This is a genomic window from Psychrobacter sp. PL15 (genome assembly GCF_035984995.1).
Classification (GTDB): Bacteria; Pseudomonadota; Gammaproteobacteria; order Pseudomonadales; family Moraxellaceae; genus Psychrobacter.
Window position 1 is genome coordinate 342,494 of record NZ_JAXCIB010000003.1, and the last position, 23,935, is coordinate 366,428.

A 23,935-nucleotide genomic window follows, 5' to 3' on the forward strand; every position below is an offset into this window, starting at 1 on the left:
CCATTAGGCTAGAATCTGCCCATCATGCATAGTTATAACGCGATCGGCCATCTTGGCCAAGGTCGCATCATGGGTTACTACTACTAATGCGGAGCCAACTTGCTCCCTTAGATCTAACAGTAGCTGCATAACTTGCGCCGCGTTTTGTTCATCCAAATTGCCAGTAGGCTCATCGGCAAATACAATTTTTGGACGTGATACTAGCGCCCGCGCTACGGCGGTACGTTGCTGCTCACCACCTGATAGTTGACTGGGCAAGCTATTACGCCTATCACCCAGTCCAACTGCTTCAATCAGTTCAGTCACTCTTAATTTATCAGGACGACGAGCAATATCGAGCGGGAAAGCGATATTTTCAGCGACTGTTAAGGTTGGTAGCAGGTGAAACGACTGAAACACAAAGCCCATATCACGCTGACGGATAACCGCTAGCGCATCCTCATCTAAGGTATTCAATGCTTGATCGGCTAAGGTCACTGATCCGCTATCGGGATAATCTAAAGCCGCTAACAATCCCAGCAAGGTAGATTTTCCTGAGCCTGATTTACCCATAATCACTACGAACTCGCCAGCATTCACATGAATGTTTACGTCTTTAATGATGGACAGTGTTTGTTCACCAACATGGACGGTTTTGTTTAATTGTACGGCAGTAAGTAATGCATCATTGCTAGATGCTGACGTTAAGGCTGCTTCTGATGAAGCGGGTGAGTCTAGTAAGGTCATTGCGTAGTCTCAGTTGGCGTGGCTATTTTTGTATTTGCTGATGTATTTGCTGGCCCTGATAAATCTTGTTGATTCGCTTTTATCTGCTCAAGCTCAGGTTTTAATATCGGTAAGATATTATTATTAACAATGATGGTATAGCCCTCGCTAGTAGGGTGGATAGCGTCAGCTTGATTAAGCTTTGGATCTGCGGCTACCCCTTCTAATATAAACGGGATAAGCGTGACGTTCATATCTTCGGCTATTTTTGGATACATGGCGGCAAAGGCCTGCACATAATCAGAGCCTAGGTTGTCATAAATCTGCATACCACCTAGGATCACCTGGCTGCCGTTATCTTGTAAGCGCTTAACTGCTGTGCGAATATTGGCGTCAACGGTGGCCACATCGATACCGCGAATGGCATCATTGGCACCAACTGTTAAAATAGTAATGTCAGGTTTAGTCTGTAATACCCAGTCCAAGCGATTGACCAAACCAGTACTGGTTTCACCGCTCAAACCGGAGTTGATAACCTTGGCATTCTTATAGCCCAGTTCTTGTAGGCGTGCTTGCAACTGAGCCGGATAATTTTCATCACTTGCCACCCCAAGACCTTCAGTAAGTGAGTCGCCTAGCGCCAATATCGTCAGTGATTCACTATTTTGTTGCTGGCCGGCCTGCGTCGAGGTCTCAGTCGTGGTTTGATTGGTCGCAACTTGAGTATTAGTCGCTTGAGTATCAGCTGATTCAGGCTCTTTTTGGCAACCACTTAGTACCATTGTTACCAGTAGCAGCACAGCTGCTACACAATGATAAGAGCCTTGTGTTGCCGAGCGTAGAATTGAACTAAAAGAGAAGCTCGTCATGATTATCTTGTCCTATATACTAGCAGTCCAGTGTAGCAAATAATAAGGCGCGTTAAACATTCAACAAAGGCTATTTGTGAATATTTAACGCGCCTTATTTAACAAACTTTGGGGTAACATATAATGTGCAATCAAAGTGCAATCTTAGCGAATATTGATGCCCAATAGTACAGGTAAACAGTTAGTCTATTGCAACCAATATAAGCCTATCTGTCACAAGTCTACATGCCTTATATTTGTTTACCGTCAACCATCACTGGACGACTGACCATCCAGGCAATGATAACGTTACCAATCATTAAAATTAACATGATTAATAAAGGTAAGTCCCAAGTGCCAGTCGCTTGGTGTAGCCAGCCAGTACCGAGTGGACCAAAAAATGCAATGATATAACCGACTGCTTGCGCCATACCCGATAGCTCACTGGCCTGATTGGCAGTGTAAGTTCGCAGAGAAAACAGCATCATACTCAAGGTGAAAATCGCCGAACAACCAACCCCCATGATTCCTGACCACAACCAAGCTAAGTCAGTAGACAGATAACTGAGGCCTAGTAAACCAATAACGTTCAATACTGCTGCAAATACTGCCAAGGCCTGAATCGGGCGTCCGCGGTTGATTAGCCAAGTTAAACTCAAAATGGATACTGGCGCCATAAACTGGAATACCGAGCCCATCTGTCCTGCTGTCACTGCTGACAAGCCTTTGCTCACCAAAATAGAGGGCAAAAAACTAGCCACTGTATAAAACAGCAAGGACTGGACACCCATAAAGATCGCAATATGCCAAGCAAATGGCGTTCGCCACATAGAAATATTAGACGATCCAGATGACGCAACAGCAACGGCTTGATTGGTAGATGAGCCCAAACGCAAACGTAAAAATATCCAAATAACAATCGCAAAGAGACCTAAAAATGACCAACCACCCAGTGCCCATTGCCAGCCGATACTCTCCGACAATGGTAGTACCACTCCGGCAACGATGCCTGCGGTCACGGTCATGGTCAGGCTGAATAAACCCGTCACGAGTGGGATATGGTCGGGCGTACGCTGTTTAATCACTGGCGCTGCCAAAGTATTGGCAAACCCGATTGCTAAGGTAAGAATCAGTGTGCCACTCAAAAACCCAATCCAGGTCGGAATGATGGTACGAATAATCATACCAATGGTCAAAAAGACAATCATTGCAATGAGGGTGTTTTCCAGACCAAAACGCTTGCCAATCGCTGGCGCAATAAGTGCACCAACTGCAAAGGTTAGCATTGGCACCGCGCCCAGCCAACCGATCTGGGTCTCAGATATATTGAGTGCTGCTTGCACCACGGGTGCAATAGAGCCAAGCGCGACAATGGGCGCACGCATGTTGGTGCCTAGTAAAATCATGGCACATAATACGAGCCAAAAAGTAAATCTAGAAGAAGGAAGGTTAAACGGTTGCGCCGAATCCGAGCTGGGCTTGGACGGTAAATCAGAAGGGGTGGACATAGCAGCACGACTATCAGAATGAGAAAAAATACATATCATTAGAGAGCGCTGGTGAACCACCACTCATAAAATAACACCCAAAAAATTTCACCAAGACGGTGATTTTGATACATTAAATTAGAATTAGAAAAAAACGCATATCACTGGTAGGAAGCAGATAATAAAATATTGAACAAGGCAGTTGAATAAAGCTGTTTATCAAGGTTAACTAATAAAGATAAGGCATCAAAATATATAGTAAGCATGAGTATCGCAGAAAGCGACTGAGATTATCTAGTCTAAATAGAGTTTGAATAAGATTTAACACTATTATGAGGTCAGTAGCAGACAATGACTACTAGCGTATGGTAACCATTGGCCGTCGTGGCGAGCTAAGCAACATTATGAAAAGATAGCATAGCGTGTTACTTAGCGCTGGTTACTTGTGTCTAGCAGGTCGATAAACGTTGAATAATAAAACAAGTTATAGTGCAGAACTGCCCAACTGAGCTGCTTTAACAGAATCTATCTGCTGATTATCATTTATAGAGTCGCATTTATTGGGATCATCACCACAATACGAGCATTTTTCATTGCCCATTAATTTGGCAACACCACCGCAAGAACCTCTAAGTGGTTGTTTTTTGAACATATAACCAACACCCATAAAGATAAAAAACAGTACAAATACGGTAAAGGTGATGGCTAGCATGGGAAGTAATTGGCTAAGCATGGGGCAACCTCGTGTTTAAAAAATGAACCAGTCATTTATAACAATGACTGCTACCAGTATAGCAAAAATTTGCCCTGCCTGTTTGCGATCAAAAGTTTATTGTTAACGCTTAGGGCTTTTTGTCAGCGCGTAGTTGTTGCATAGCTGGGGTTTGGATTATTTGCCAATCATCAATAGTGTCAGCTGTCGACCCGGCTTGGACCCCATCGGCCAGTATTACAAATAATGCCGCAATATCTTGTTCTTTGGCGGTCGCTAAGGCTTTAGCATAAGGCATGGCTGTCAATGCAGTGGCCCAAGCATCAGCGAGTGCGACTGAGTCGGCAGCAACCGTTACCGAGGGCACACCACCAACGATAGGCTCACCAGTAGTGGGATCAATCGTATGACTATAATGCTTGCCTGCGAACACGATAGAGTTGCGATAGTTGCCAGAGGTCGCCAAGTGCATTTTATTGCCGTTATTCATAGGTTGACGAATAGCAGCAATCGTTTGGCGCGCGCTAACAGTACTATCTTCAATAGGGGCATCAATAGCGATTTGCCATGGCTGTTGCTGACTGCTAACTCCTGATGTTGCAACTTCTCCACCAATCTCAACCATATAGTTGCGAATTTGATAGCGGTCTTTGAGGACATCAGCAATCACATCGACGCCATAGCCTTTAGCGACTGCCGAAAAATCAAGACCGATACCGTCTTTGGTTTTATGAATACTCTGATCTTTTTGTACCACACCTTCAAAATCTACTAGGGCAAGCGCTTGCGCTATTTCACTAGCGCTGGGTGGGCTCTGCAAACGCTCAACGGTCATAGTGCTGCCAAAACCCCAGGTATCAACAAGTGGCATTACTGTGGGGTCAAAGGCACCTCCGGACTGCTCGTAGACTTGACGCGAGACCTTAAGCACACGACTAAAGTCAGCATCAATGATTATCGGCGTCTCTTTTTTTAACTGATTGAATTTTGAGATGGTCGAGTCATCTTGATAGGTAGACATACTGTCATTGATTTGTTGTAGGCGTTCATCAATGGCAGTTTGAATGTCTGCTTCATCTGTATTTTCAGGTAATTGATAACTGATATGATAGCTAGTACCCATGGTTTCGCCACTCAGATAGTTGTAATCAGGCGTCTGCTGACAAGCGCTGAGGCTCAAAAGACTGGCAACACCAAGCGCGCCAAAGATAGTTTTATTACTAACGGCGCTATTGAGTATAGGAGAGGGGGAGAACTGCGTTAAATTTGGCATAAGTATCACAAATAAGAGTAAGGAATGAGTGGGATTGCAAATGCATTCTATCCATTTTACACCCCTTAACTCTACTAAACACAATAAACGAAAGGCAAATTTTGTGTTTCTATTATTTTGCTTAATTATTTAACTCAGTTGTTCAAGGTAGTTATTTAAGTTGGCTATTTAACTTGAGACTCACGGATCAGTTTATAAAGCTTGGGTGGCGATAATCGATTGACTCTCATTGCCAGTTTTTCTTTTTGACCCGCGATAACAATATATTCCTCGCCTTTAATTAATGCTTTGCTGGCTTGCTTAGCAAATTCTTTGGCGGTTAAGCCCTTATTGGTAGCGTCATCCATAGTACCTTGCGCTGTACCATCGCCAGTTAAGGCATTGATAGAGACATTGGTTTGGATGAACCCTGGGAAGATATTCGCCACTTCTATCCCTTGATGGTGCAATTCAGCCCGCAGACTGTCTGCCCACATGTGAATAGCGGCTTTGGCTGCCCCATATCCTCCGCGGTATTGGGTACCGATCAGGCCGGCTATACTGGATACCATCACCACTTTGCCTTGTCCTTGAGCAATCATATCTGGCAACACCAATCTTGTCAGACGAGTTTGCGCAAAGTAATCAATCTCCATTAATTGACGCTCAACTTCCTCGGTTGTTTCCATAATTAACGAGCGTTGACTGACGCCAGCATTATTAATCAGCCAATCAATATGTGTTGCTTGTTCTTTTGCAGAGTAATAGGCTTGTTTTGTTTGATCGACGTCACTGATATCAAAAGGGATTACGATATGTTTTTTTGACTGTTTGCAGCGTTTTTTGACCGCTTCTAGTTTTTCACTGTTACGACCGCTGAGAATAATTCTTGCACCTCGTCCGGCAAGTTCCACCGCTAGGGCTTCACCAATACCGCTTGAGGCACCCGTTATCCAAATGGTCAAGTTTTTATATTTTACTTTCATAAGAGTCCTTCCTTAAGGTAATAGATCATTCATAGTATAAGAGAGGGCAATCAACTTACTATTTAGATTTGTAATATCAAAATTCAAAGCTATAGTCAATGAAAAGTAATATCGATATATAACCTACTGCTGGCATACGTTTTTCTTGCTTGCTGTGCCTACGCAGACAGAGGCTACAAAAATCTTATACCAGCAGTACCGTCGCGTTTTTAAGGTATTTTAACTATAGATTTAAATCAGAGACACAAAAAAAGAGCCTCAATTGAGACTCTTGATTGGATAACTATTCATAAGCGTATGGTGTCATAAGCGTATGGTGTCATAAGTGTATGGTGTCATAAGCATATGGTGTCATAAGCATATGGTGTTTGTCTAACCACCAAAGTCATCTAGCGCGATATTCTCGTCTTCCACACCCATGCTGTGCAACATGTCGATTACTGCCGCATTCATCATTGGCGGCCCACACATGTAATATTCACAGTCTTCTGGATTTGGATGATCTTTTAGATACTCTTCCAACAAGACATTATGGATAAAGCCAGTATAGCCATCCCAGTTGTCTTCTGGTAGTGGATCAGACAAGGCCACATGCCATTTGAAGTTAGAGAATTTTTCTTGCAGCTGGTCATAATCTTCCACGTAGAACATCTCGCGAATAGAACGTGCACCGTACCAAAAAGTAATTTTACGATCTGTGTTTAAGCGTTTAAGTTGATCGAAAATGTGCGAGCGCATGGGGGCCATACCGGCACCACCACCCACAAAGATCATCTCAGCTTCAGTCTCTTTAGCGAAGAACTCACCATAAGGACCAGATACCGTCACTTTATCACCAGGTTTTAAGCTAAACGTCCACGAAGACATTTTACCTGGTGGAATACCATCAGGGCCACGTGGTGGCGGACTAGCAATACGAATATTAAACTTAATTAAGCCGCGTTCGTCTGGATAATTGGCCATTGAATAGGCACGAATGACCGGCTCATCAACTTTTGAGACGTAATTAAAGATGCCGAATTTTTCCCAATCCTCTTTATACTCTTCATCAATATCAAAGTCTTTGTAATGTACCTCATGCGGTGGCGCTTCTAACTGTACGTAGCCACCCGCGCGAAATTTCACTTCTTCGCCTTCTGGAATCTTAAGTATCAATTCTTTAATAAAGGTCGCTACGTTATCGTTAGAGACAACCTCACATTCCCATTTTTGTACATCAAAGAATTCAGGATCAATCTCAATCTGCATGTCTTGCTTAACAGCGACCTGACAAGCGAGGCGCATATGATTGCGAATCTCACCTTGAGTAAAGTAGCCTTCTTCTGTGGGTAAAATAGACCCACCACCTTCTATGACACGGCAGCGACATTGCGCACACGTACCACCACCACCACAGGCTGAAGATAAAAATATACCTTCACCAGCAAGAGTTTGGAGTAGTTTACCGCCTGCTGGCGTCACTACGTCATTGTCGGGGTTCTCATTGATATGAATGGTAACATCGCCTGAACTGACCAGTCTTGAGCGCGCCGCCAAAATAATGGCAACCAAGCCCATGATGATCAAGGTAAACATAGCAACGCCACCAATCGCCGTAGCATAATCCATGATATGTATCCTTAATCTATGGGGTAGGGATGAGGGGATAGGCAACAATGCTTGTCCCCGAACCGCTACCTAATAAATGAATTAAATAGGTCAAATACCTAAGTATGGTTTTAAGCACAATGTCTTAAATTGTCATGCCACCGAAAGACATAAAGCCCAGTGACATGAGACCAACCGTAATAAAGGTAATACCAAGACCTCGCAGCGGCGCTGGAATGTCTGAGTACTTGAGTTTTTCACGAATACCCGCTAAAACGGTAATGGCAAGTGCCCAACCAAAGCCAGCACCAACACCATACACCACGGATTCACTAAAGTTATAGTCGCGCTCAACCATAAATAGCACACCACCTAAAATGGCACAGTTGACCGTAATCAGTGGCAAGAATACCCCAAGCGCGTTGTACAGACTTGGGACAAACTTGTCGAGGAACATCTCTAGAATCTGCACTACAGCAGCGATAAGACCGATATAACTGAGCAAGCCTAAAAAGCTCAAATTGATATCAGGGAAACCTGCCCATGCTAATGCGCCATCCTTGAGGATGAACTGAAACAATAGGTTGTTCAGCGGTACGGTGAGCGCCATAACAAAAATGACTGCCACACCAAGACCGATAGCAGTGGAAACTTTTTTCGATACCGCCAAAAAGGTACACATGCCTAAGAAATAGGCCAATGCCATATTTTCGATAAAGACCGAGGTTATAAATAAACTAACATAATGTCCCATTAGTGACCGCCTCCTTGTGCCATGCCTCTAGACTGCGGCTTCATTACGAACTCCGCATCTTCCACCTGTTCCGGCTTCCAAATACGCACAATGACGATAAATAAGGAAATAATAAAGAACGCTGACGGTGGCAATAATAATAAGCCATTGGGTACATACCAGCCGCCATCAGTAGTCGTTTGTAATAATGTAAAGCCAAACCAGCTGCCTGAGCCTAATATTTCACGAATAGTGGCCACAAATAATAATACGGCAGAGTAGCCTAAACCGTTACCAATGCCATCTAAAAAGCTGGGTACCGGTGGGTTGCTCATCGCAAACGCTTCTGCACGACCCATCACGATACAGTTAGTGATAATCAAGCCTACGAATACCGACAGTCCCTTACTGACATCATAAGCGACGGCTTTTAATACCTGATCGACTAAGATAACCAAGGAGGCAATAATAGTCATCTGTACGATAATACGGATGCTTGATGGAATTTGTTTACGGATAATCGAGATAAAGAAGCTTGAAAATGCGGTTACTAAGGTCAACGCCACACTCATAACCATCGCATTAGCGACGGTAGTAGTCACGGCCAGTGCCGAACAAATACCTAATATTTGCAAGCCAATCGGGTTGTTATCAAAAATAGGGGAAACTAAAATACTTTTTGTATCAGCCACGTTAAGCCTCCTTGCCGTGTACTACTGGTGCTATTGATGCCAGCTCGGTTACGGGGTGCGTCTGTTGTTGAGCTAGGTGTGGAGTTGGATTTTGACCTAGCTTTTTGTAAGAGACTGGCTTTGCTCGTGCGTTAGTATTGTCAATGGTCTGACCGGTTTCTTCACGCACTTGATCTAAATAAGGCTTGTAACCTTGCTCACCTAACCAAAACTGAATCATGTTGCTGACACCGCGGCTGGTTAGCGTTGCACCACTAATTCCATCGACCCAGTTTTCTTTTGAACCTGAAGTAGACACACCTGTGGCAACCTCGCCACTCTCATCATAAGAATGGATACCCGTCCACATTGCACGCCATTTAGGCTCTTCTATACGAGCCCCTAAGCCTGGGGTTTCTTTATGCTCATAAAAGCTAATACCTTTGATGGTGTTCATATCGCCTTCAAGGGTCAAGAAACCATAGATAGTACCCCACAGGCCGTAACCTTGGATTGGCAGTACCACCATTTCAGGTTTACCGGCATCGTCGTTTTTTACATAGACTTTAGCGTATTTAGGCTTGCGACCAATACTGGCAGGGTCGTTATCCCCTAAATCTTCGCTTAGGGCCTGATTTTTAGTTGCTTGACTGATGTCATAAGTATTACGATCGGCAATACCAACAGCCTCCAAGGCCTCATCATCTAAGTAATTGCCTTTGTTTAAGTTAACAATTTTGATATCGAAGTCTTTAAAACGCTCAGCGACATCTTCATTGGTATCAGAAGCCGAGTCAAACATACCAGCAGCGACCAAGATATTCTTATTGCGATCCAACCGAGCATTCTCGACTTGCGACGGTTTTAGACCGACGGCTGCTGCTGAAACCAATACTGAACACACCAAGCATAGCGTTAACGCCACGCTGATAGTTTTCTTGTTATTACTTTTGGGCTTCGACATAACGAACCCTCCGTGCAGTTTGGCGTTTGATATTTGCTTGGGTCACAAAGTAGTCAAACAGTGGGGCAAATAAGTTGGCAAAAAGAATAGCGAGCATGATGCCTTCTGGAAATGCTGGGTTGATTACCCGAATCAATACGGTCATAAAGCCAATCAAAATACCATAGGCCCAGCGGCCTTTATTGGTATGTGCGGCTGACACAGGGTCGGTTGCCATAAATACGGCACCGAAGGCAAAACCACCAATAACTAAGTGCCAGTAGAAGGGCATATTCATCATTGAATTGGTTTCAGAGCCAATCATATTAAAGATAGATGAGGTGGCAATAAGACCAATCACGCAGCCTGATATGATTCGCCATGAGGCAATACGCATTGAAAGTAGAACGACAGCGCCAAGTAGAATGGCCAGCGTTGATACTTCACCAATACTTCCTTGGATATTGCCTAAAAAAGCATCGCCCCAAGTGATGGCGTTACCATACACATTTATGAATTTTTCTGGAGTGACCCCAATCGCTGCTAGGCCAAGAGGTGTGGCCCCTGAAAAGCCGTCGACTGCGGTCCATACTGAATCGCCTGACATATAAGCTGGATAGGCAAAATATAAGAATGCACGACCCGATAGCGCAGGGTTGAGGAAGTTCTTGCCTGTACCGCCGAATACTTCTTTAGCAACGACTACCCCAAAGATAATACCCAAGGCGACTTGCCATAATGGAATATCTGGTGGCATGATCAGTGCATAGAGTACTGAAGTGACAAAGAAACCTTCGTTTACCTCATGGCCACGAACCACAGCAAATATAATCTCACAAGTGATACCGACCACAAAGGTGACGATATAAATCGGTAAAAATTGCATCGCGCCATAGACAAAGCAGGCCCAGATATTTTCTGGGTTATAGCCTACCATGCTAGTAATAACAGTACGCCAGCTATCAGGTTGTAGCCCAAGTCGTTCCACTGCTGTCAGTGCTTGATGACCAACGTTGTACATGCCCCAGAACATCGCTGGGAAAGTGCACATCCATACGGTAATCATAATACGCTTAAGGTCAATACCATCGCGTACGTGTGACGAAGTAAAAGTGGTTGAGCTTGGTTGACGCAAAAAAGTATCGAACATCTCAAAGATAGCATAATACTTTTCGTGCTTGCCACCCTTAGTGAAGGACGGCTCCATACGATCGAACATGTTGTGGAAAAATTTCATCGTGGTTAGCCCTCCAATTCAATGCGCGTTAAGTTATCACGCAAAATATCACTGTATTCATACTTGCCAGGAGAAACGAAAGTGCATAGTGCTAAATCTTCTTCATCCAATTCAAGGACCCCTAAATCAACCGCAGTGATAATGTCTTCGATGATCAGTGCGCGTAGTAATTGCGTAGGCAGATAGTCTTGCGGCATAATATTTTCATAAACCCCAATCGGCACCATCGCGCGCGGCGAGCCATTAGTTGTGGTAGTAAAAGCGTATTTTTTCTTACGAAAGAAATGCGAAATATAAATTGGTAATTGAGAAAAACGGTTTTTGCCTGCGCGTAAGAAATGGAATGCAGGACGCTCATGACCTTCAGTTAATACGCTGATCTGGTCATGAAAGCGGCCAAGATATGAGATATTGGGAAACAGTTTACGACCAGAGAGCACAGAGCCTGAGATAATACGGTTATCGCCATTGACCAGCTGACCTTTGGTCAAAGCGGTCACATCAGCACCGCGTTCGGTGGCGATAAGGTGTGGGTCTTTGACCGCAGGACCTGCTAAGCTCAGCAAACGACGAGTATACAAACGACCGGTGGTAAATAGCTTGCCGATAGCAATCACGTCTTGATAGCCAATTGTCCAGACGCTCACACCGCGAGCAATAGGATGCAAAAAGTGAATATGCGTGCCAGCAAGGCCCGCTGGATGCTTACCAGAAAAGCTATGATATTCAGTAGTGTTATTAGCAGCCGTTTTTGGCGCTGGCGTCAGCTGAGCATCGCCATGATGGCAGACAAAGGTTTTTGGGCTGAGGGTCGACAATACTGATATTCCGTCATTGAACGCTTGAAACTGTTCAGTAATCAGCAGCATAGGGTCAAATGCTAATGGGTTGGTATCCATAGCAGTGACAAAAATGGCATGCGGACGGGCACCGATATCAGGAGAGCGGCTAAAAGGACGCGTGCGAAACGCCGTCCACTCGCCAGAGGCAAGTAGTTGGGTTTCAACGATTTTAGAATCTAAGTCAGCAAGCTGCCGGGAGTCATAGCTCTGAAATTCTATTTCTTCACCGTTGGGATCAACCTGAATCACAAGACTTTCAAACACCCGACGTTCGCCGCGGTTGAGAGCGACGACCTTGCCAGCAGCAGGAGCCGTGTAAATAACTCCGGCTCGTTTTTTATCTTCAAAAACGGGCTGACCCTTTGCTACGATGTCACCTTCTTTGACGTTCATAGTAGGCTTCATGCCTACATAATCGTAAGCAACCAGTGCCACACGTGCAGGTCTGTGCTCAGATATCTCGCGTGAGGGTTCACCAGTGATGGGCAAATCCAAACCTTTCTTGATGGTAATCATAAGCGAAAACTTAGTCCATAGTCTGAAACGATACCAGACGTCCTGTTTGGCACATCGGCAGTATAGATATTGGCATTATAAGAACCTTTAACCAGCCATTCCTTATAACAGGGAACTGGTAAAGACCTTTAAAAATAACGCTTATCATAACTGCAAGTAAGAGTATTAACGCTGACCTTAGACTCCTTAACAACACGTTAATGTCTTATTCGAATGACCAAAGTGGCGACTGGCTACCAAGGTGTATATTAAATCTATCAAACTTAAGAGAACCCTTGAAGCTAGTCGCTAAAAGTGATTGCTATTAAGTAATAGACAGTTTTATATACGTTTGTTAAAATTTTAAAACTTGTAAGACCAAGGTTTATCATTCAATGACAAACTGGTCAAAAGATAACCTAGTGAAGTGACTGACGCAAACCTTGCTAACCAATCTGTTAATTATCTAGGGGTGGACGACTTGGTGATACCTTATGAAAAGGTATCTAACCTGCATTTAATAACCTATGATAGCGTTTTAAACGTTGCATATTGAAATCGTTAATTGGGCCATTTACTAAAGTGACTGTCAATATCGCCAATATTACGTAACATCATGACTGACTGTGCCTCATTTTATTGCGTTATTCTGGCTGCGCACAAAGTAGTACGCGTCACTAAAGTATCTATTGCTCGATGTAAAACATTTATATTATGAGTAGATACCAAGGAGTAGATGCCAGGCTTTTTTTAAACAGAAACAAATGTAAATTTGCCTAGGATTATACGCTAAATTAACCTAAAATTGCCAGTTAGTAATTGAATATTGCTTAATATTAGCGCTGATTGTCGATGTCAAAACTTACAGTCATGAGTATCTTATTTTACAATCGTCAGTATTTTATTCTAGGTAATATTTAAATCTATTATTTATCTACTTTTATTCTCTAAATCATTTTTTGAGTGGTGTTTTTCAATTATTGTTTTATTTTTGATGTTATTTTTGATGTCACGTTTTATAAGGAGCGCTATATGTGTGCTGTGCCTGTAATTATTCCTGCTATTGATCTAAAAGATGGTAAATGTGTCCGCTTAAAACAAGGTCGTATGGAAGACGACACGGTGTTTTCTGATGACCCAGTAGCCATAGCGGCGCGTTGGGTAAAAGAAGGGGCAAGGCGCTTACACTTGGTCGATTTAAATGGCGCTTTTGATGGCGTACCAGTACATAAGCGCGTGGTTCATGATATTGCTAAAGCCTTTCCTAAATTACCCATTCAGCTTGGCGGTGGCGTTCGTAACTTGCATACTATTGAGCAGTATATCACTGCTGGTCTGACTTATATTATCATCGGCACCAAGGCGGTCGAGGATCCTGAGTTTGTTGCTGAAGCTTGCCGCGAATTCGCTGGGCATATTATTGTTGGCATTGATGCCAAAGATGGCATGGTTGCTACTCACGGCTGGGCGAATGTTACCGATACTAAAGCGACAGAGTTAGCCAAGCGCTTTGCCGATGTGGGTGTATCTTCAATTGTCTATACTGACATCGCTCGTGATGGCATGATGCAAGGTGTTAATGTTGAGCAAACGGTCAATTTGGCACGTGAAGGTGGTTTACCGGTTATTGCTTCTGGTGGTGTAACTGATATGCAAGATATTAAATTACTTAAGCCTTATGGCGACTGTATCGAAGGTATCATCACTGGTCGTGCTATCTATGAAGGCACACTAGACTTGGGCGAGGCGCAGACCTACTTGGACAGTAAAAAGCCTTAAACAATCTATCGGTAACATTCTCTACGTTTATAGTATGAATAGATCACCATAAAGGACACTTATGGCCGCTTATCTTGATTGCTACTCTATACGCAGAAGTCTGCTAGTATGGGGTCAGCTGTTGCTATTAAGCATCACGTGCATTTTACCTGTCTATGCTGCTGATGACAACGAGGCAGTCGAAACTAGGGTCTCAGATATTAGCAGTCTTGAAGCAATGGCTGAGTCCATCACGCCGCCTAACACTGCTAACAGTTCTGCTGAAAATACCACTGCTGACTATTCTAATAGCAACTCTGCTACTAACAGTGTTTCAGACAGCAGTGCGTTACCAGCAACCCCTGCGCCAATTGCGCCGCCACCTAGTATCGGTGGTGAGAGCACCAATAATGCCCGAATTGAAACCACACCTAAACTGCTAAAAGACAATGATATTCGTCAACGTATCAGTGGTATTTTTTCTGAAATTGAAGGTCTGCAAGCTGTTAATGTTAGCGTCACTCAAGGTGTTGTTACTTTAACGGGTGAAACCCCTAACGAAAAAAAAGCCCAGCAGGCTATTAATTTAACTAACCGTCTAACTGATGTGGTGACGGTAGAAGATAAAATCAACCGCACTCTAGACGTGCAAGACAACGTCACGACCGTATATCAAGGCCTCAAAAATCAAAGTAAAACCTTGATTAAAGCGTTGCCATTGCTAGTGGTGGGCATTGTGATTTTTGGTATCATCACTTGGTTTGGTACCTGGCTGTCCAATCGGCAAAAGATGTGGCAACGCCTGACGCCTAATCCATTCGTTGCTGAGCTGTTATCGCAAACCGTCAAGGTTATTTTTATTATCTTTGGTTTGATATTAGCCTTAAGCCTAGTGGGGGCAGAGACCATACTAGGAACGCTGCTCGGTGGTGCAGGGGTGATTGGTATAGCCGTCGGTTTTGCGGTAAAAGACACGATTGAAAACTACATTGCGTCATTGATGTTGAGTATTCGTCAGCCATTTCGTGCTCGTGACCAAATAGTCATTAATGGTAAAGAAGGAATCGTGGTGCGCCTTACTTCGCGGGCGACCATCTTGATGACTCTAGATGGTAATCAGCTACGTATTCCTAACGCTGAAGTTTTTAAAAGTACCATCCTAAACTATACTAAAAACCCTGAACGCCGTTTTACCTTTGAGCTGGGCGTTGATGCTAACGATGATCCGCTTGCCGCCATTAAGGTTGGGATTGATGCTATATGTACCTTAGACTTTGTATTGGTTAAGCCTAAAGCCATTGCCATTATTACCGAGGTTGGTGATTCTAATATTCTTCTTGAGTTTCAAGTATGGGTCAACCAATCAGCAACCGACTTTTTAAAAGCCCGTAGTATTGCTATCCGCGAAACTAAGCATGCTCTAGAGAATGAAGGTTTTAGCTTACCTGAACCCATTTATCGGCTACGTTTTAATCATAAATTAGAAGAAGCACTTGAGCACATGCAAAATGCTAACAATAGGGGTAAGGCTGACCCTGAAATTACCGTCACGTCTGCACAGACAGATGATATACCTGGTAATGAGAACACAGTTGATGATAGAGATAAAAAACAGGCTAAAGCACGTGCTAAATATATCTTGCAAGGACATGATGCTGATGATGTGCTCAGCGCTCGTCCTGATAAGAAACTGATGGAAAAAGTAGAACAAGAAATTGCTGAAAGTTCTGATGAGACTGATTTATTAGATAAAAATAGCCCACAAGAATAGCCGTCTTATGGAATGAAAATAGTTTTTTTATATAAGTAGGCACGAAAAATGTAGCATAGAGCTTGGTATCCAAGCGTAATCTTGGAAGTGATAGTCTCAAATATTAGAGAGAATCAACTATTATGGAGAGTTACCTATAGTCAATGAAAAGTAATATCGATACATAACCTACTGCTGGTATAAGTTTTTCTTGCTTGCTGTGCCTACGCAGACAGAGGCTGCAAAAAGCTTATACCAGCAGTACCCTAGCGTTTTTAAGGTATTTTAACTATATTACAGAGAGTTACCTATTAGAGAATACCCCTTGTTAAAGAGAAGGCAAACAGGTAACTTTGAGAGTCTATGAACGATGAAGTCTCGCGTTGTTTACAATATGATTGTGCAGACTATTATAAAGTTAAAGGCATAAAAAAGGCTAACGATAACGTTAGCCTTTTTTATAAGTATCTATTATGCAAATGGCATTAGTCTTTTTTGCTATTACCGTTGCTATTACTACGACGCCGTTTTTTCTTAGCTGGGCTCGCTTCGGTTTGGTTCATCTGGCTCGCTTGTAGCTTAGCTTTCAAATCAAAGTCGATCTGTAGCAAGTCCATATTGACTCCAGCAACTTTTACTCGTACCGCATCACCAAGCCCAAACAATGTGCCTTTGTCTTTACCAATAAGCTGTTGCTGCTTTTCGTCATAAACAAAGAAATCATCACCAACGTTAGAAATATGCACCAGACCATCAATATATAAGTCTTTTAGGGTCACGAACAGCCCAAAGTTAGTCACAGAAGTAACCACACCATCGAACTCTTCGCCGACGTGATCTTTCATGTAATGACACTTGAGCCAAGACTCTACAAAACGAGAGGCTTTTTCAGCGCGGCGCTCTGTGTCTGACGTTTGCGTTCCAGCGCCTTCAAGAGAGAACTCCATCTCTGGCTGTTTGCTGTTAGTGACCTTGGCTTTGAGTGCACGGTGTAACATCAAGTCAGGATAACGGCGAATCGGCGAGGTAAAGTGACTGTACTCGTCATAGGCTAGGCCAAAGTGACCGATGTTGTCAGGCGCGTAATTAGCCTGCATCATTGAGCGTAGCAGCATACTATGCACGCTAATCGCATCAGGACGGTCTTTAGTTGCTTCAATAATACGCTGATAATCTGCTTGCGTTGGGTTTTCTTCTGGGAAGCTTAAGCCAAAGTTTTTTGCATATTCATGAATACGCATCGACTTTTCGCCATCAGGTTTATCATGGTTACGATACAACACGGGCAGTTCATTTTTTAGCGCAAAATTGGCCGCACAGGTATTGGCGAGTAGCATACACTCTTCGATAAGTTTATGCGCATCGCCACGAGTACGCGGTAAGATGGCCGCAATACCACCTTTTTCGTTGAATTGGATATAAGTCTCAACGGTCTCAAACTCCATCGCATGACGCTCTTCACGCTTTTTGAGGAGTAGGTCATATAGTTGATGCAAAGTATCGACAGACTTCTTAACCGCTTTATTTTCTGTTAACGACTTAGGAATACTGTCATCTTCTGGATCAGCAAAATAAGTATTCACTTGATCATAGGTCAGACGCGCTTGTGAATGCATAACCCCTGGATAGAATTCATAACCGGTGACCTTGCCTGCACGCGATACTTTGATATCCGCTACCATACATAGACGGTCAACCTCTGGGTTCAGTGAACACAGACCGTTCGACAGCACTTCAGGTAACATTGGAATCACGCGATGCGGGAAGTATACTGACGTACCACGTTCATAAGCATCTAGATCAAGTGGCGAGTTCGGTGTGACATAATAGCTAACATCTGCAATAGCAACCAATACGCGATAGTTGCCACCACTGCGCTTTTCGGCGAATACCGCATCATCAAAGTCACGTGCATCCGCACCATCGATAGTAACTAGCGGTAACTCACGTAAATCGGTACGACCTTTTAAGTCTTTTTTGCTAGGCTCGCGATAGTCACTGGCTTGTTTAAGTGCGGCTGCGCTAAACTCAGAAGGAATATCGTAGTTGAGTAAAGTAGTCTCAATGATAAGCTCACGATCGTTTTCATCAGAGAGTACTTCAGTGATTTTACCAGTGGCAAATTCGTGTTGATTTGGCCAGTCAATCACATCTACTTTAACAGGAGAGCCTTGCTTAGCACCAAGGGCTTGTACATTGTCCTCAGTAACCGTAATCGGCTGATGATTGTTCGGACTACTAAGCTCGACACAATAACCGTCTTCGTCTTTAGCAAGCGTGCCAATAAAATGGTTCTGATGACGCTCAGTGACATCGACAATACGCCCTTCAGTACGTCCACGGTTGTCGGTAGACGTGCCAATAGCATCGACTTTATCGCCATTAAATACCCAGCGCATTTGTTTCTCATGCAAGAATAAATCAGGCATATCACTTAACAATACAAAGCCAAAACCTTTAGGGTGAGCGGACACGGTACCGTTAACGATATCGTGCTGGGTCACTGTGCGATAGCGATAAGGACGCCCATCGCGGTTGATCTGACCGTCACGGACCATGGCTTTAAGGCGATTGCCTAAAGCATCAAATTGATCAGGGTCATCGATGTTAAAAGCTTTTGCTAGCTGCTGATGCGTGAGTTCACCTTGCTCGGTAATCGTGCTCAATATCAGCGCACGACTAGGGATAGGATTGTCATATTTTTGGGCTTCAGCCGAGGCGTTTGGATCATTCCAACTCATAAAGTACCGTATCTGTTTTTTAAAATTATTAATGGGGACTATCTTAACACGAACAACGTGGCTTGACACCAATGCCGCAGCAATATCTTGCATCAATGGACTCATAGGTATCCGCTAGCATCTGGCACTATTGTTCAATCAGTCACTGCTGTTAAGGTACTCTAAATATCAACATTACTAGAATCAGAGTTATCTGTTATCTTCTTACTGTCCAATTCTTTTGACACTTCAAGCACGGTAGTCTGATTCGATTTGTCTAAATATTTTTGCGCTTTATCTACTTCTGTGGTTAAGGTATTAACCGTTTGTTTCATGTTCTCTAGTGCTTCAACTTTATAATTACTAATCATATCCATGGTGTCATAAACATTATTAAAGGCGTTTTGTAATTTATCAAGCTCGATAGTACTACTGGTTGCTTGCTCATGAATCTCACCTGACTGGCGCTTAAGCATGGCAGAGGTAGACTCAATCAAACTACTGGTGGTTTTATTTAACGCTGTAATTTGGTCAAGCACTAGCTTTTGGTTGGTCATTGCTTGAGCAACGATTACCGCAGTACGTAATGCTGAGACCGTAGTAGTAGTGGCACGATCTACTCCCTTGATCAGCTCTAAGTTATTTTTTCGAATGGTATCAAGTGCTAAATAACCCTGTACATTCACTGCCAACTGAGTCAAGAAATCAGTGTTTTTTTGGCGTACATAGAACAGCATCTCTTCTTTAATAATACGCGCTTTTTCCGGATCAGTGGCTTCAATCGCGTAGATTTTTTGCTCTAACTGCTCATCGATTTTTTTGCCAACATAAACGTATTGACGAATAGACTGCATCAAGTCCCACATGTTTATTTTTTCTTGCTCAATCATCGCATTGTCTTTGAGCAGCTCATCTTTACCATTATATAGACTGGTTACTACTGCATTGATATGTGATTGTGCTGATTCGTATTGGCGGAAATAATCTTGTACTTTATTGCCAAAAGGAATTAAACCAAACAGTTTGCGTGAGCTAGTCAGCTCTTTTTTACTGGGGTCCAAATCTTCGACAATGCCACGCAGCTCTGTTAACGACTTAGCAATGGGTGAGTTATCGAATAAGCTGTCATTCAGGCTTTTTGCAGGTAGCTCTAGCATCCGGTTAGAAACTTGTGCAGATTCACGAATTTCTTTATTACCTAAGTTATGAATAGATTCGACGTTCTGTTTAAATTCAGGGCTGTGTACAGAGTTACTAATCACATGATCGACGAAAGCATCGACTTTGGCATCAAGCTCTGGAATTTGGCTTTCATCCAACGTGACCATCTGATCCGCCTCACTCTTTTGTACTTCTTTAACTGCTGAAGGGGGTGTTAATGAAATGCCTGGGACATTAGCGTTATTTGGTGGGGTCAACTCTTGCATAAAGTTTCCTATAATTAACGATGGTCAGGGAAAATATGTTTTTAGGTAGCGGCCTTAACCTTATCCAGTGATAACCTTATATGGTGACCTGAACTATAGTTATATATAGCTTAGATACACTACAGCTGTTTTATTTTAATTATTATAGTTAATACATCGTAACCAAGCGTTAAGATTACCGCGTTCTTAAGTGCGAATGAAGATTGGTTTTGTAAAGTAGTGCCAGACCAAAGCTATTTAGTGGTAAAAAGTGATCAAAAACCCTAAGTACATGCCAAATAGCAAAAAACCATCAATATCCCGCAGCATATTGATGGCTAAAAAATATAAACACGTTATTCCGGCATCTAAAGCTGAGCATCTTCCTATTTTTTCTTCGTAGGCCCTAACAGCATACCCATTTGTCGACCTTCCATTTTTGGGTATTGTTCGACGTTTGAGATATCAGCAGTATCTTCGATAATACGATCGAGTTGTTTACGACCGATATCTTGGTGTGCCATCTCGCGACCACGGAAACGGATGCTGATTTTAACCTTGTCTTGGTCTTCTAGGAAACTAACGATTTTCTTCAGTTTAACCTGATAATCGGCTTCTTCAGTACTAGGACGTAGTTTCATCTCTTTGAGCTGAGTTTGCTTTTGGTTCTTCTTAGCTTCTTTAGCCTTTTGCTTTTGATCATAGAGGAAATGTTTATAATCCATGATTTTACATACTGGTGGCTTGGCATCAGGGACTAGCTCAACTAAATCTAGATTGTCCTCACGTGCCGTTTTCATCGCGGTATCAATATCGACCACACCCATCTGCTCGCCGTCTTCTTTAACTAGACGGACTTCTTTAACGTTGATATCTTCGTTGATGTTCAAACGGTTTGACTGTTTAATAGGTATTACTCCTGATCTGTTTTTGGGTTCTGTCGGCCTTTTTCGGCGACAGCTGTCTGTACTAATGTAATAAATTCAGCAGCACTCATCACGCCTAGGTTTTCACCTTCGCGGGTTCGGACGTTGACGGTGCCTGATTCAACTTCTTTATCCCCTAATACTAGCATATAGGGAATACGTTCTAGTGTTTTCTCTCGTATCTTAAATCCAATTTTTTCGTTACGCAAGTCACTAATGGCGCGTAGACCTGCATTTTTCAACTCTTTAACCACATTTTCGCAGCTTTCGGCTTGTTTATCAGTGATATTCATCACCACTACCTGTTGCGGCGCCAACCAAACTGGCATCCAACCTGCATAATGTTCGATAAGCATACCAATAAAGCGCTCAAATGAGCCTAGAATGGCGCGGTGTAACATAATCGGTACTTCACGCTCGCCATGTTCGTTGACAAATTCGGCATCAAGGCGCTCAGGCATATTAGGATCGACCTGAATAGTACCGCACTGCCAAACACGGCCTAAGCAATCTTTTAGACTGAATTCAATTTTAGGACCATAAAAGGCACCTTCGCCAGGTAAATATTCCCAGTCCAGACCTGAATTATCAAGGGCCTCAGCCAACGCTTTTTCGGCAAAATCCCACGCTTCTTCACTACCAACGCGCTTCTCTGGACGAGTAGATAGCTTCATAATGATGTCTTTAAAACCAAAATCATCATAGACATCCAGCGTCAGCTGAATAAAGTCTGCCACTTCCTGCTGAATTTGCGCTTGGGTACAAAAGATATGGGCATCATCTTGAGTAAAACCACGTACCCGCATCAAGCCATGCAATGAGCCTGACGGTTCGTTACGATGACATGAGCCAAATTCAGCCATGCGGAGTGGCAGATCCCGATAAGATTTTAAACCTTGGTTAAATACCTGTACGTGACAAGGGCAGTTCATTGGCTTCACCGCATAATCACGGCTTTCGCTAGAAGTGGTGAACATATTGGTCGCATAGTTACCCCAGTGACCAGAACGTTCCCACAAGCTACGATCAACAATTTGCGGCGTTTTAATTTCTTCATAGCCATTATCATTTTGTACTTTACGCATATACTGCTCAAGTACTTGATAAATGGTCCAGCCGTTTGGATGCCAGAACACCATTCCTGGCGCCTGCTCTTGCATATGGAATAGGTTTAACGCTTTGCCGATTTTACGGTGATCACGCTTTTCGGCTTCTTCAATACGTTGGATATAAGCCTTTAGCTGTTTTTTATCTGCCCAAGCTGTGCCGTAAATACGTTGCAGCTGCTCATTTTTAGCATCGCCACGCCAATAAGCACCGCTCATTTTAGTTAATTTAAAGACTTTCAAAAAACGAGTGTTAGGAACGTGCGGGCCACGGCACATATCAACGTATTCTTGATGATGATATAAGCCAAAAGCATCTTCGCCTGGCATATCATTAATAAGTTTGAGCTTATAATCTTCGCCGCGTGCTTTGAATATCTCAATCACTTCATCGCGTGGGGTCATTTTCTTAATAACATCATAGTCCTGCTTAATCAGTTCCATCATGCGTTTTTCAATTTTTTCCATGTGCTCAGGTGTAAACGGTGTTTCACTAAAGATATCATAGTAAAAACCATCATCAATCACTGGCCCGATGACCATTTTTACATCAGGATACAGCTGCTTGACTGCATGACCGAGTAAATGCGCGCAGGAGTGACGAATAATATCGACCCCATCCTCATCTTTTGCAGTAACGATTTCGACCTTAGCATCGGCAATGATAGGATCATAAGCATCAACCAGCTGACCATTTACACGCCCAGCAACCGTCGCTTTAGCAAGACCTGCCCCAATGCTTTGCGCCACTTCCATAACAGAGGTGTTGCCTTCAAAGTTTTTTACGCTACCATCGGGTAAAGTAATCGCTACCATAATCTGTTCACCTGTTTTGAGTCTGTTGGCAGTGATGATTGCAACCATCAATCATATGACCGTAAGACTACATAAGTTATAACCACTCATTGCGGCATGTTGTGACTTAATAGCATGCATTAAGGTTGCTTAACTAATATCGTTAATCACTTGTCTCAACTATGAACCATTATCATAGTATCAGACACGACAGTTTGCCCTTTAAATACAGTTAACTGACAGCGTCGGTAAGTCATGCTATAAAAGCAGACATTATAGCAAATACTGTCTACAAACACTAGATAGTAAGGGGAGACCTTATCCAAAGTGGAGAACTGGGACAGGAGAAGGCGAGAGTTAATGTTGATAAGACATTAATTATATAATAAGTGAGTTAAATAACGCTTGAGTTAACCGTGCCATTATATTCCGCTACCTAATAAAGGCCTGTAGAGGCCTGTGTGGTGAGTAGTAGTCGTATAGGCGAAAAAATAATACTATGTCTTTTATATTAGCCAGATTTTGTATATTATGTAGAGATAGATAGATAGATAGATAGATAGATAGATAGATAGATAGTTGGACGAATTAGTGAAAAACTATGGTGTGGAGTATAATCATAAGCAAGCTGTTAGATTGACTAAAGCTAGCAAATAATTTAATATTATCATCTCTATATACAAGTGTGTGTAAGCTTTATAAGTAACCTTATGCAGGGTCATTATATAAGGTCATTAGCAACTAAATACAAATAATTTAAAATAACTTCTTGACACCACATTAAAAGTGTCTATAATACGCCCCTCAGCAAGGGAAGCTAGCAAGTTTAAGAGTAATTCATTACTTAATAACTACCAAGCTAACCTACTGAAACGAATTAAAACAAAGGCTTGACAGGTTATTTCAACATGATATACTAGTCAGCTCGCTAAACGAGATAAGCTAAATAGCTTACCTTAATTAGAGAAAACATTAT

18 protein-coding genes are annotated in these 23,935 nt (G+C 42.8%); 2 read left to right on the top strand and 16 right to left on the bottom strand.

Translation table 11 applies throughout. The features are described from left to right. Positions 1–3: 3 nt before the first annotated feature. The 12 genes from RCH20_RS04455 to RCH20_RS04510 form a co-directional block, all read right to left on the bottom strand. Entirely contained in the window at positions 4–726 is a 723-nt protein-coding gene (locus RCH20_RS04455; RefSeq protein WP_209956117.1) for an ABC transporter ATP-binding protein, read from the bottom strand. Next, positions 723–1,574: an arylesterase gene (locus tag RCH20_RS04460; RefSeq protein ID WP_442793092.1), complete on the bottom strand. Its 852-nt coding sequence runs from the start codon at positions 1,572–1,574 to the stop codon at positions 723–725. Before RCH20_RS04460 ends, RCH20_RS04455 begins: the two co-directional genes overlap by 4 nt. Positions 1,575–1,804: 230 nt before the next feature. Beyond that, complete coding sequence (locus tag RCH20_RS04465; RefSeq protein ID WP_442793093.1) at positions 1,805–3,100, bottom strand: MFS transporter; 1,296 nt, start codon at positions 3,098–3,100, stop codon at positions 1,805–1,807. A 424-nt stretch (positions 3,101–3,524) separates the two neighbouring features. Further along, positions 3,525–3,773, bottom strand: coding sequence for a (Na+)-NQR maturation NqrM (gene nqrM, locus RCH20_RS04470; protein ID WP_327192741.1), 249 nt, complete (start codon positions 3,771–3,773; stop codon positions 3,525–3,527). A 109-nt stretch (positions 3,774–3,882) separates the two neighbouring features. Beyond that, positions 3,883–5,025 (bottom strand): FAD:protein FMN transferase, encoded by a 1,143-nt coding sequence (locus RCH20_RS04475; protein WP_327192742.1) that lies wholly within the window; start codon positions 5,023–5,025, stop codon positions 3,883–3,885. A gap of 164 nt (positions 5,026–5,189) precedes the next feature. Beyond that, positions 5,190–5,990, bottom strand: a complete 801-nt coding sequence (locus RCH20_RS04480; protein ID WP_327192743.1) for an SDR family NAD(P)-dependent oxidoreductase — start codon at positions 5,988–5,990, stop codon at positions 5,190–5,192. 372 nt (positions 5,991–6,362) lie between these two features. Continuing rightward, positions 6,363–7,598: an NADH:ubiquinone reductase (Na(+)-transporting) subunit F gene (nqrF, locus tag RCH20_RS04485; RefSeq protein WP_209956123.1), complete on the bottom strand. Its 1,236-nt coding sequence runs from the start codon at positions 7,596–7,598 to the stop codon at positions 6,363–6,365. A 124-nt stretch (positions 7,599–7,722) separates the two neighbouring features. Further along, positions 7,723–8,331 (bottom strand): NADH:ubiquinone reductase (Na(+)-transporting) subunit E, encoded by a 609-nt coding sequence (gene nqrE, locus RCH20_RS04490; RefSeq protein ID WP_209956124.1) that lies wholly within the window; start codon positions 8,329–8,331, stop codon positions 7,723–7,725. Then, a complete protein-coding gene (locus tag RCH20_RS04495) occupies positions 8,331–9,002 on the bottom strand; it encodes an NADH:ubiquinone reductase (Na(+)-transporting) subunit D (protein WP_327192744.1) in 672 nt (223 codons plus the stop codon). Before RCH20_RS04495 ends, nqrE begins: the two co-directional genes overlap by 1 nt. A gap of 1 nt (position 9,003) precedes the next feature. Further along, positions 9,004–9,945 carry a Na(+)-translocating NADH-quinone reductase subunit C gene (locus RCH20_RS04500; RefSeq protein WP_327192745.1) on the bottom strand — a complete coding sequence of 314 codons (942 nt, stop codon included), beginning with the start codon at positions 9,943–9,945 and terminating at the stop codon, positions 9,004–9,006. Continuing rightward, a complete protein-coding gene (locus RCH20_RS04505; RefSeq protein ID WP_327192746.1) occupies positions 9,926–11,161 on the bottom strand; it encodes an NADH:ubiquinone reductase (Na(+)-transporting) subunit B in 1,236 nt (411 codons plus the stop codon). Before RCH20_RS04505 ends, RCH20_RS04500 begins: the two co-directional genes overlap by 20 nt. A gap of 5 nt (positions 11,162–11,166) precedes the next feature. Beyond that, positions 11,167–12,519, bottom strand: a complete 1,353-nt coding sequence (locus RCH20_RS04510; protein WP_327192747.1) for a Na(+)-translocating NADH-quinone reductase subunit A — start codon at positions 12,517–12,519, stop codon at positions 11,167–11,169. A gap of 1,011 nt (positions 12,520–13,530) precedes the next feature. Here RCH20_RS04510 and hisA point away from each other — a divergent pair. Continuing rightward, on the top strand, positions 13,531–14,277 hold the full coding sequence (hisA, locus tag RCH20_RS04515) for a 1-(5-phosphoribosyl)-5-[(5-phosphoribosylamino)methylideneamino]imidazole-4-carboxamide isomerase (RefSeq protein ID WP_209956129.1): 747 nt from the start codon (positions 13,531–13,533) through the stop codon (positions 14,275–14,277). Between the two features lie 61 nt (positions 14,278–14,338). After that, on the top strand, positions 14,339–16,027 hold the full coding sequence (locus RCH20_RS04520) for a mechanosensitive ion channel domain-containing protein (RefSeq protein ID WP_327192748.1): 1,689 nt from the start codon (positions 14,339–14,341) through the stop codon (positions 16,025–16,027). A gap of 464 nt (positions 16,028–16,491) precedes the next feature. On the opposite strand, the gene rnr is transcribed toward RCH20_RS04520, so the two are convergent. The 4 genes from rnr to thrS all read right to left on the bottom strand — a co-directional run bounded on the left by rnr (position 16,492) and on the right by thrS (position 22,980). Continuing rightward, complete coding sequence (gene rnr, locus RCH20_RS04525) at positions 16,492–18,747, bottom strand: ribonuclease R (RefSeq protein ID WP_209956131.1); 2,256 nt, start codon at positions 18,745–18,747, stop codon at positions 16,492–16,494. Positions 18,748–18,908: 161 nt separating this feature from the next. After that, positions 18,909–20,153, bottom strand: a complete 1,245-nt coding sequence (locus tag RCH20_RS04530; RefSeq protein WP_209956132.1) for a toxic anion resistance protein — start codon at positions 20,151–20,153, stop codon at positions 18,909–18,911. Between the two features lie 365 nt (positions 20,154–20,518). Further along, positions 20,519–21,022 (bottom strand): translation initiation factor IF-3, encoded by a 504-nt coding sequence (infC, locus tag RCH20_RS04535; RefSeq protein WP_209956133.1) that lies wholly within the window; start codon positions 21,020–21,022, stop codon positions 20,519–20,521. A gap of 23 nt (positions 21,023–21,045) precedes the next feature. Beyond that, positions 21,046–22,980, bottom strand: coding sequence for a threonine--tRNA ligase (gene thrS / locus RCH20_RS04540; protein ID WP_327192766.1), 1,935 nt, complete (start codon positions 22,978–22,980; stop codon positions 21,046–21,048). Positions 22,981–23,935: the final 955 nt, after the last annotated feature.

Coding starts and splice junctions, on each gene's coding strand:
- RCH20_RS04505 (WP_327192746.1), bottom strand. CDS start 11,161: ATGAAATTTTTCCACAACATGTTCGATCGTATGGAGCCGTCCTTCACT.
- RCH20_RS04475 (WP_327192742.1), bottom strand. CDS start 5,025: ATGCCAAATTTAACGCAGTTCTCCCCCTCTCCTATACTCAATAGCGCC.
- RCH20_RS04480 (WP_327192743.1), bottom strand. CDS start 5,990: ATGAAAGTAAAATATAAAAACTTGACCATTTGGATAACGGGTGCCTCA.
- rnr (WP_209956131.1), bottom strand. CDS start 18,747: ATGAGTTGGAATGATCCAAACGCCTCGGCTGAAGCCCAAAAATATGAC.
- nqrM (WP_327192741.1), bottom strand. CDS start 3,773: ATGCTTAGCCAATTACTTCCCATGCTAGCCATCACCTTTACCGTATTT.
- RCH20_RS04500 (WP_327192745.1), bottom strand. CDS start 9,945: ATGTCGAAGCCCAAAAGTAATAACAAGAAAACTATCAGCGTGGCGTTA.
- RCH20_RS04520 (WP_327192748.1), top strand. CDS start 14,339: ATGGCCGCTTATCTTGATTGCTACTCTATACGCAGAAGTCTGCTAGTA.
- RCH20_RS04510 (WP_327192747.1), bottom strand. CDS start 12,519: ATGATTACCATCAAGAAAGGTTTGGATTTGCCCATCACTGGTGAACCC.
- RCH20_RS04460 (WP_442793092.1), bottom strand. CDS start 1,574: ATGACGAGCTTCTCTTTTAGTTCAATTCTACGCTCGGCAACACAAGGC.
- hisA (WP_209956129.1), top strand. CDS start 13,531: ATGTGTGCTGTGCCTGTAATTATTCCTGCTATTGATCTAAAAGATGGT.
- RCH20_RS04455 (WP_209956117.1), bottom strand. CDS start 726: ATGACCTTACTAGACTCACCCGCTTCATCAGAAGCAGCCTTAACGTCA.
- RCH20_RS04530 (WP_209956132.1), bottom strand. CDS start 20,153: ATGCAAGAGTTGACCCCACCAAATAACGCTAATGTCCCAGGCATTTCA.
- RCH20_RS04465 (WP_442793093.1), bottom strand. CDS start 3,100: ATGATATGTATTTTTTCTCATTCTGATAGTCGTGCTGCTATGTCCACC.
- nqrF (WP_209956123.1), bottom strand. CDS start 7,598: ATGGATTATGCTACGGCGATTGGTGGCGTTGCTATGTTTACCTTGATC.
- thrS (WP_327192766.1), bottom strand. CDS start 22,980: ATGGTAGCGATTACTTTACCCGATGGTAGCGTAAAAAACTTTGAAGGC.
- nqrE (WP_209956124.1), bottom strand. CDS start 8,331: ATGGGACATTATGTTAGTTTATTTATAACCTCGGTCTTTATCGAAAAT.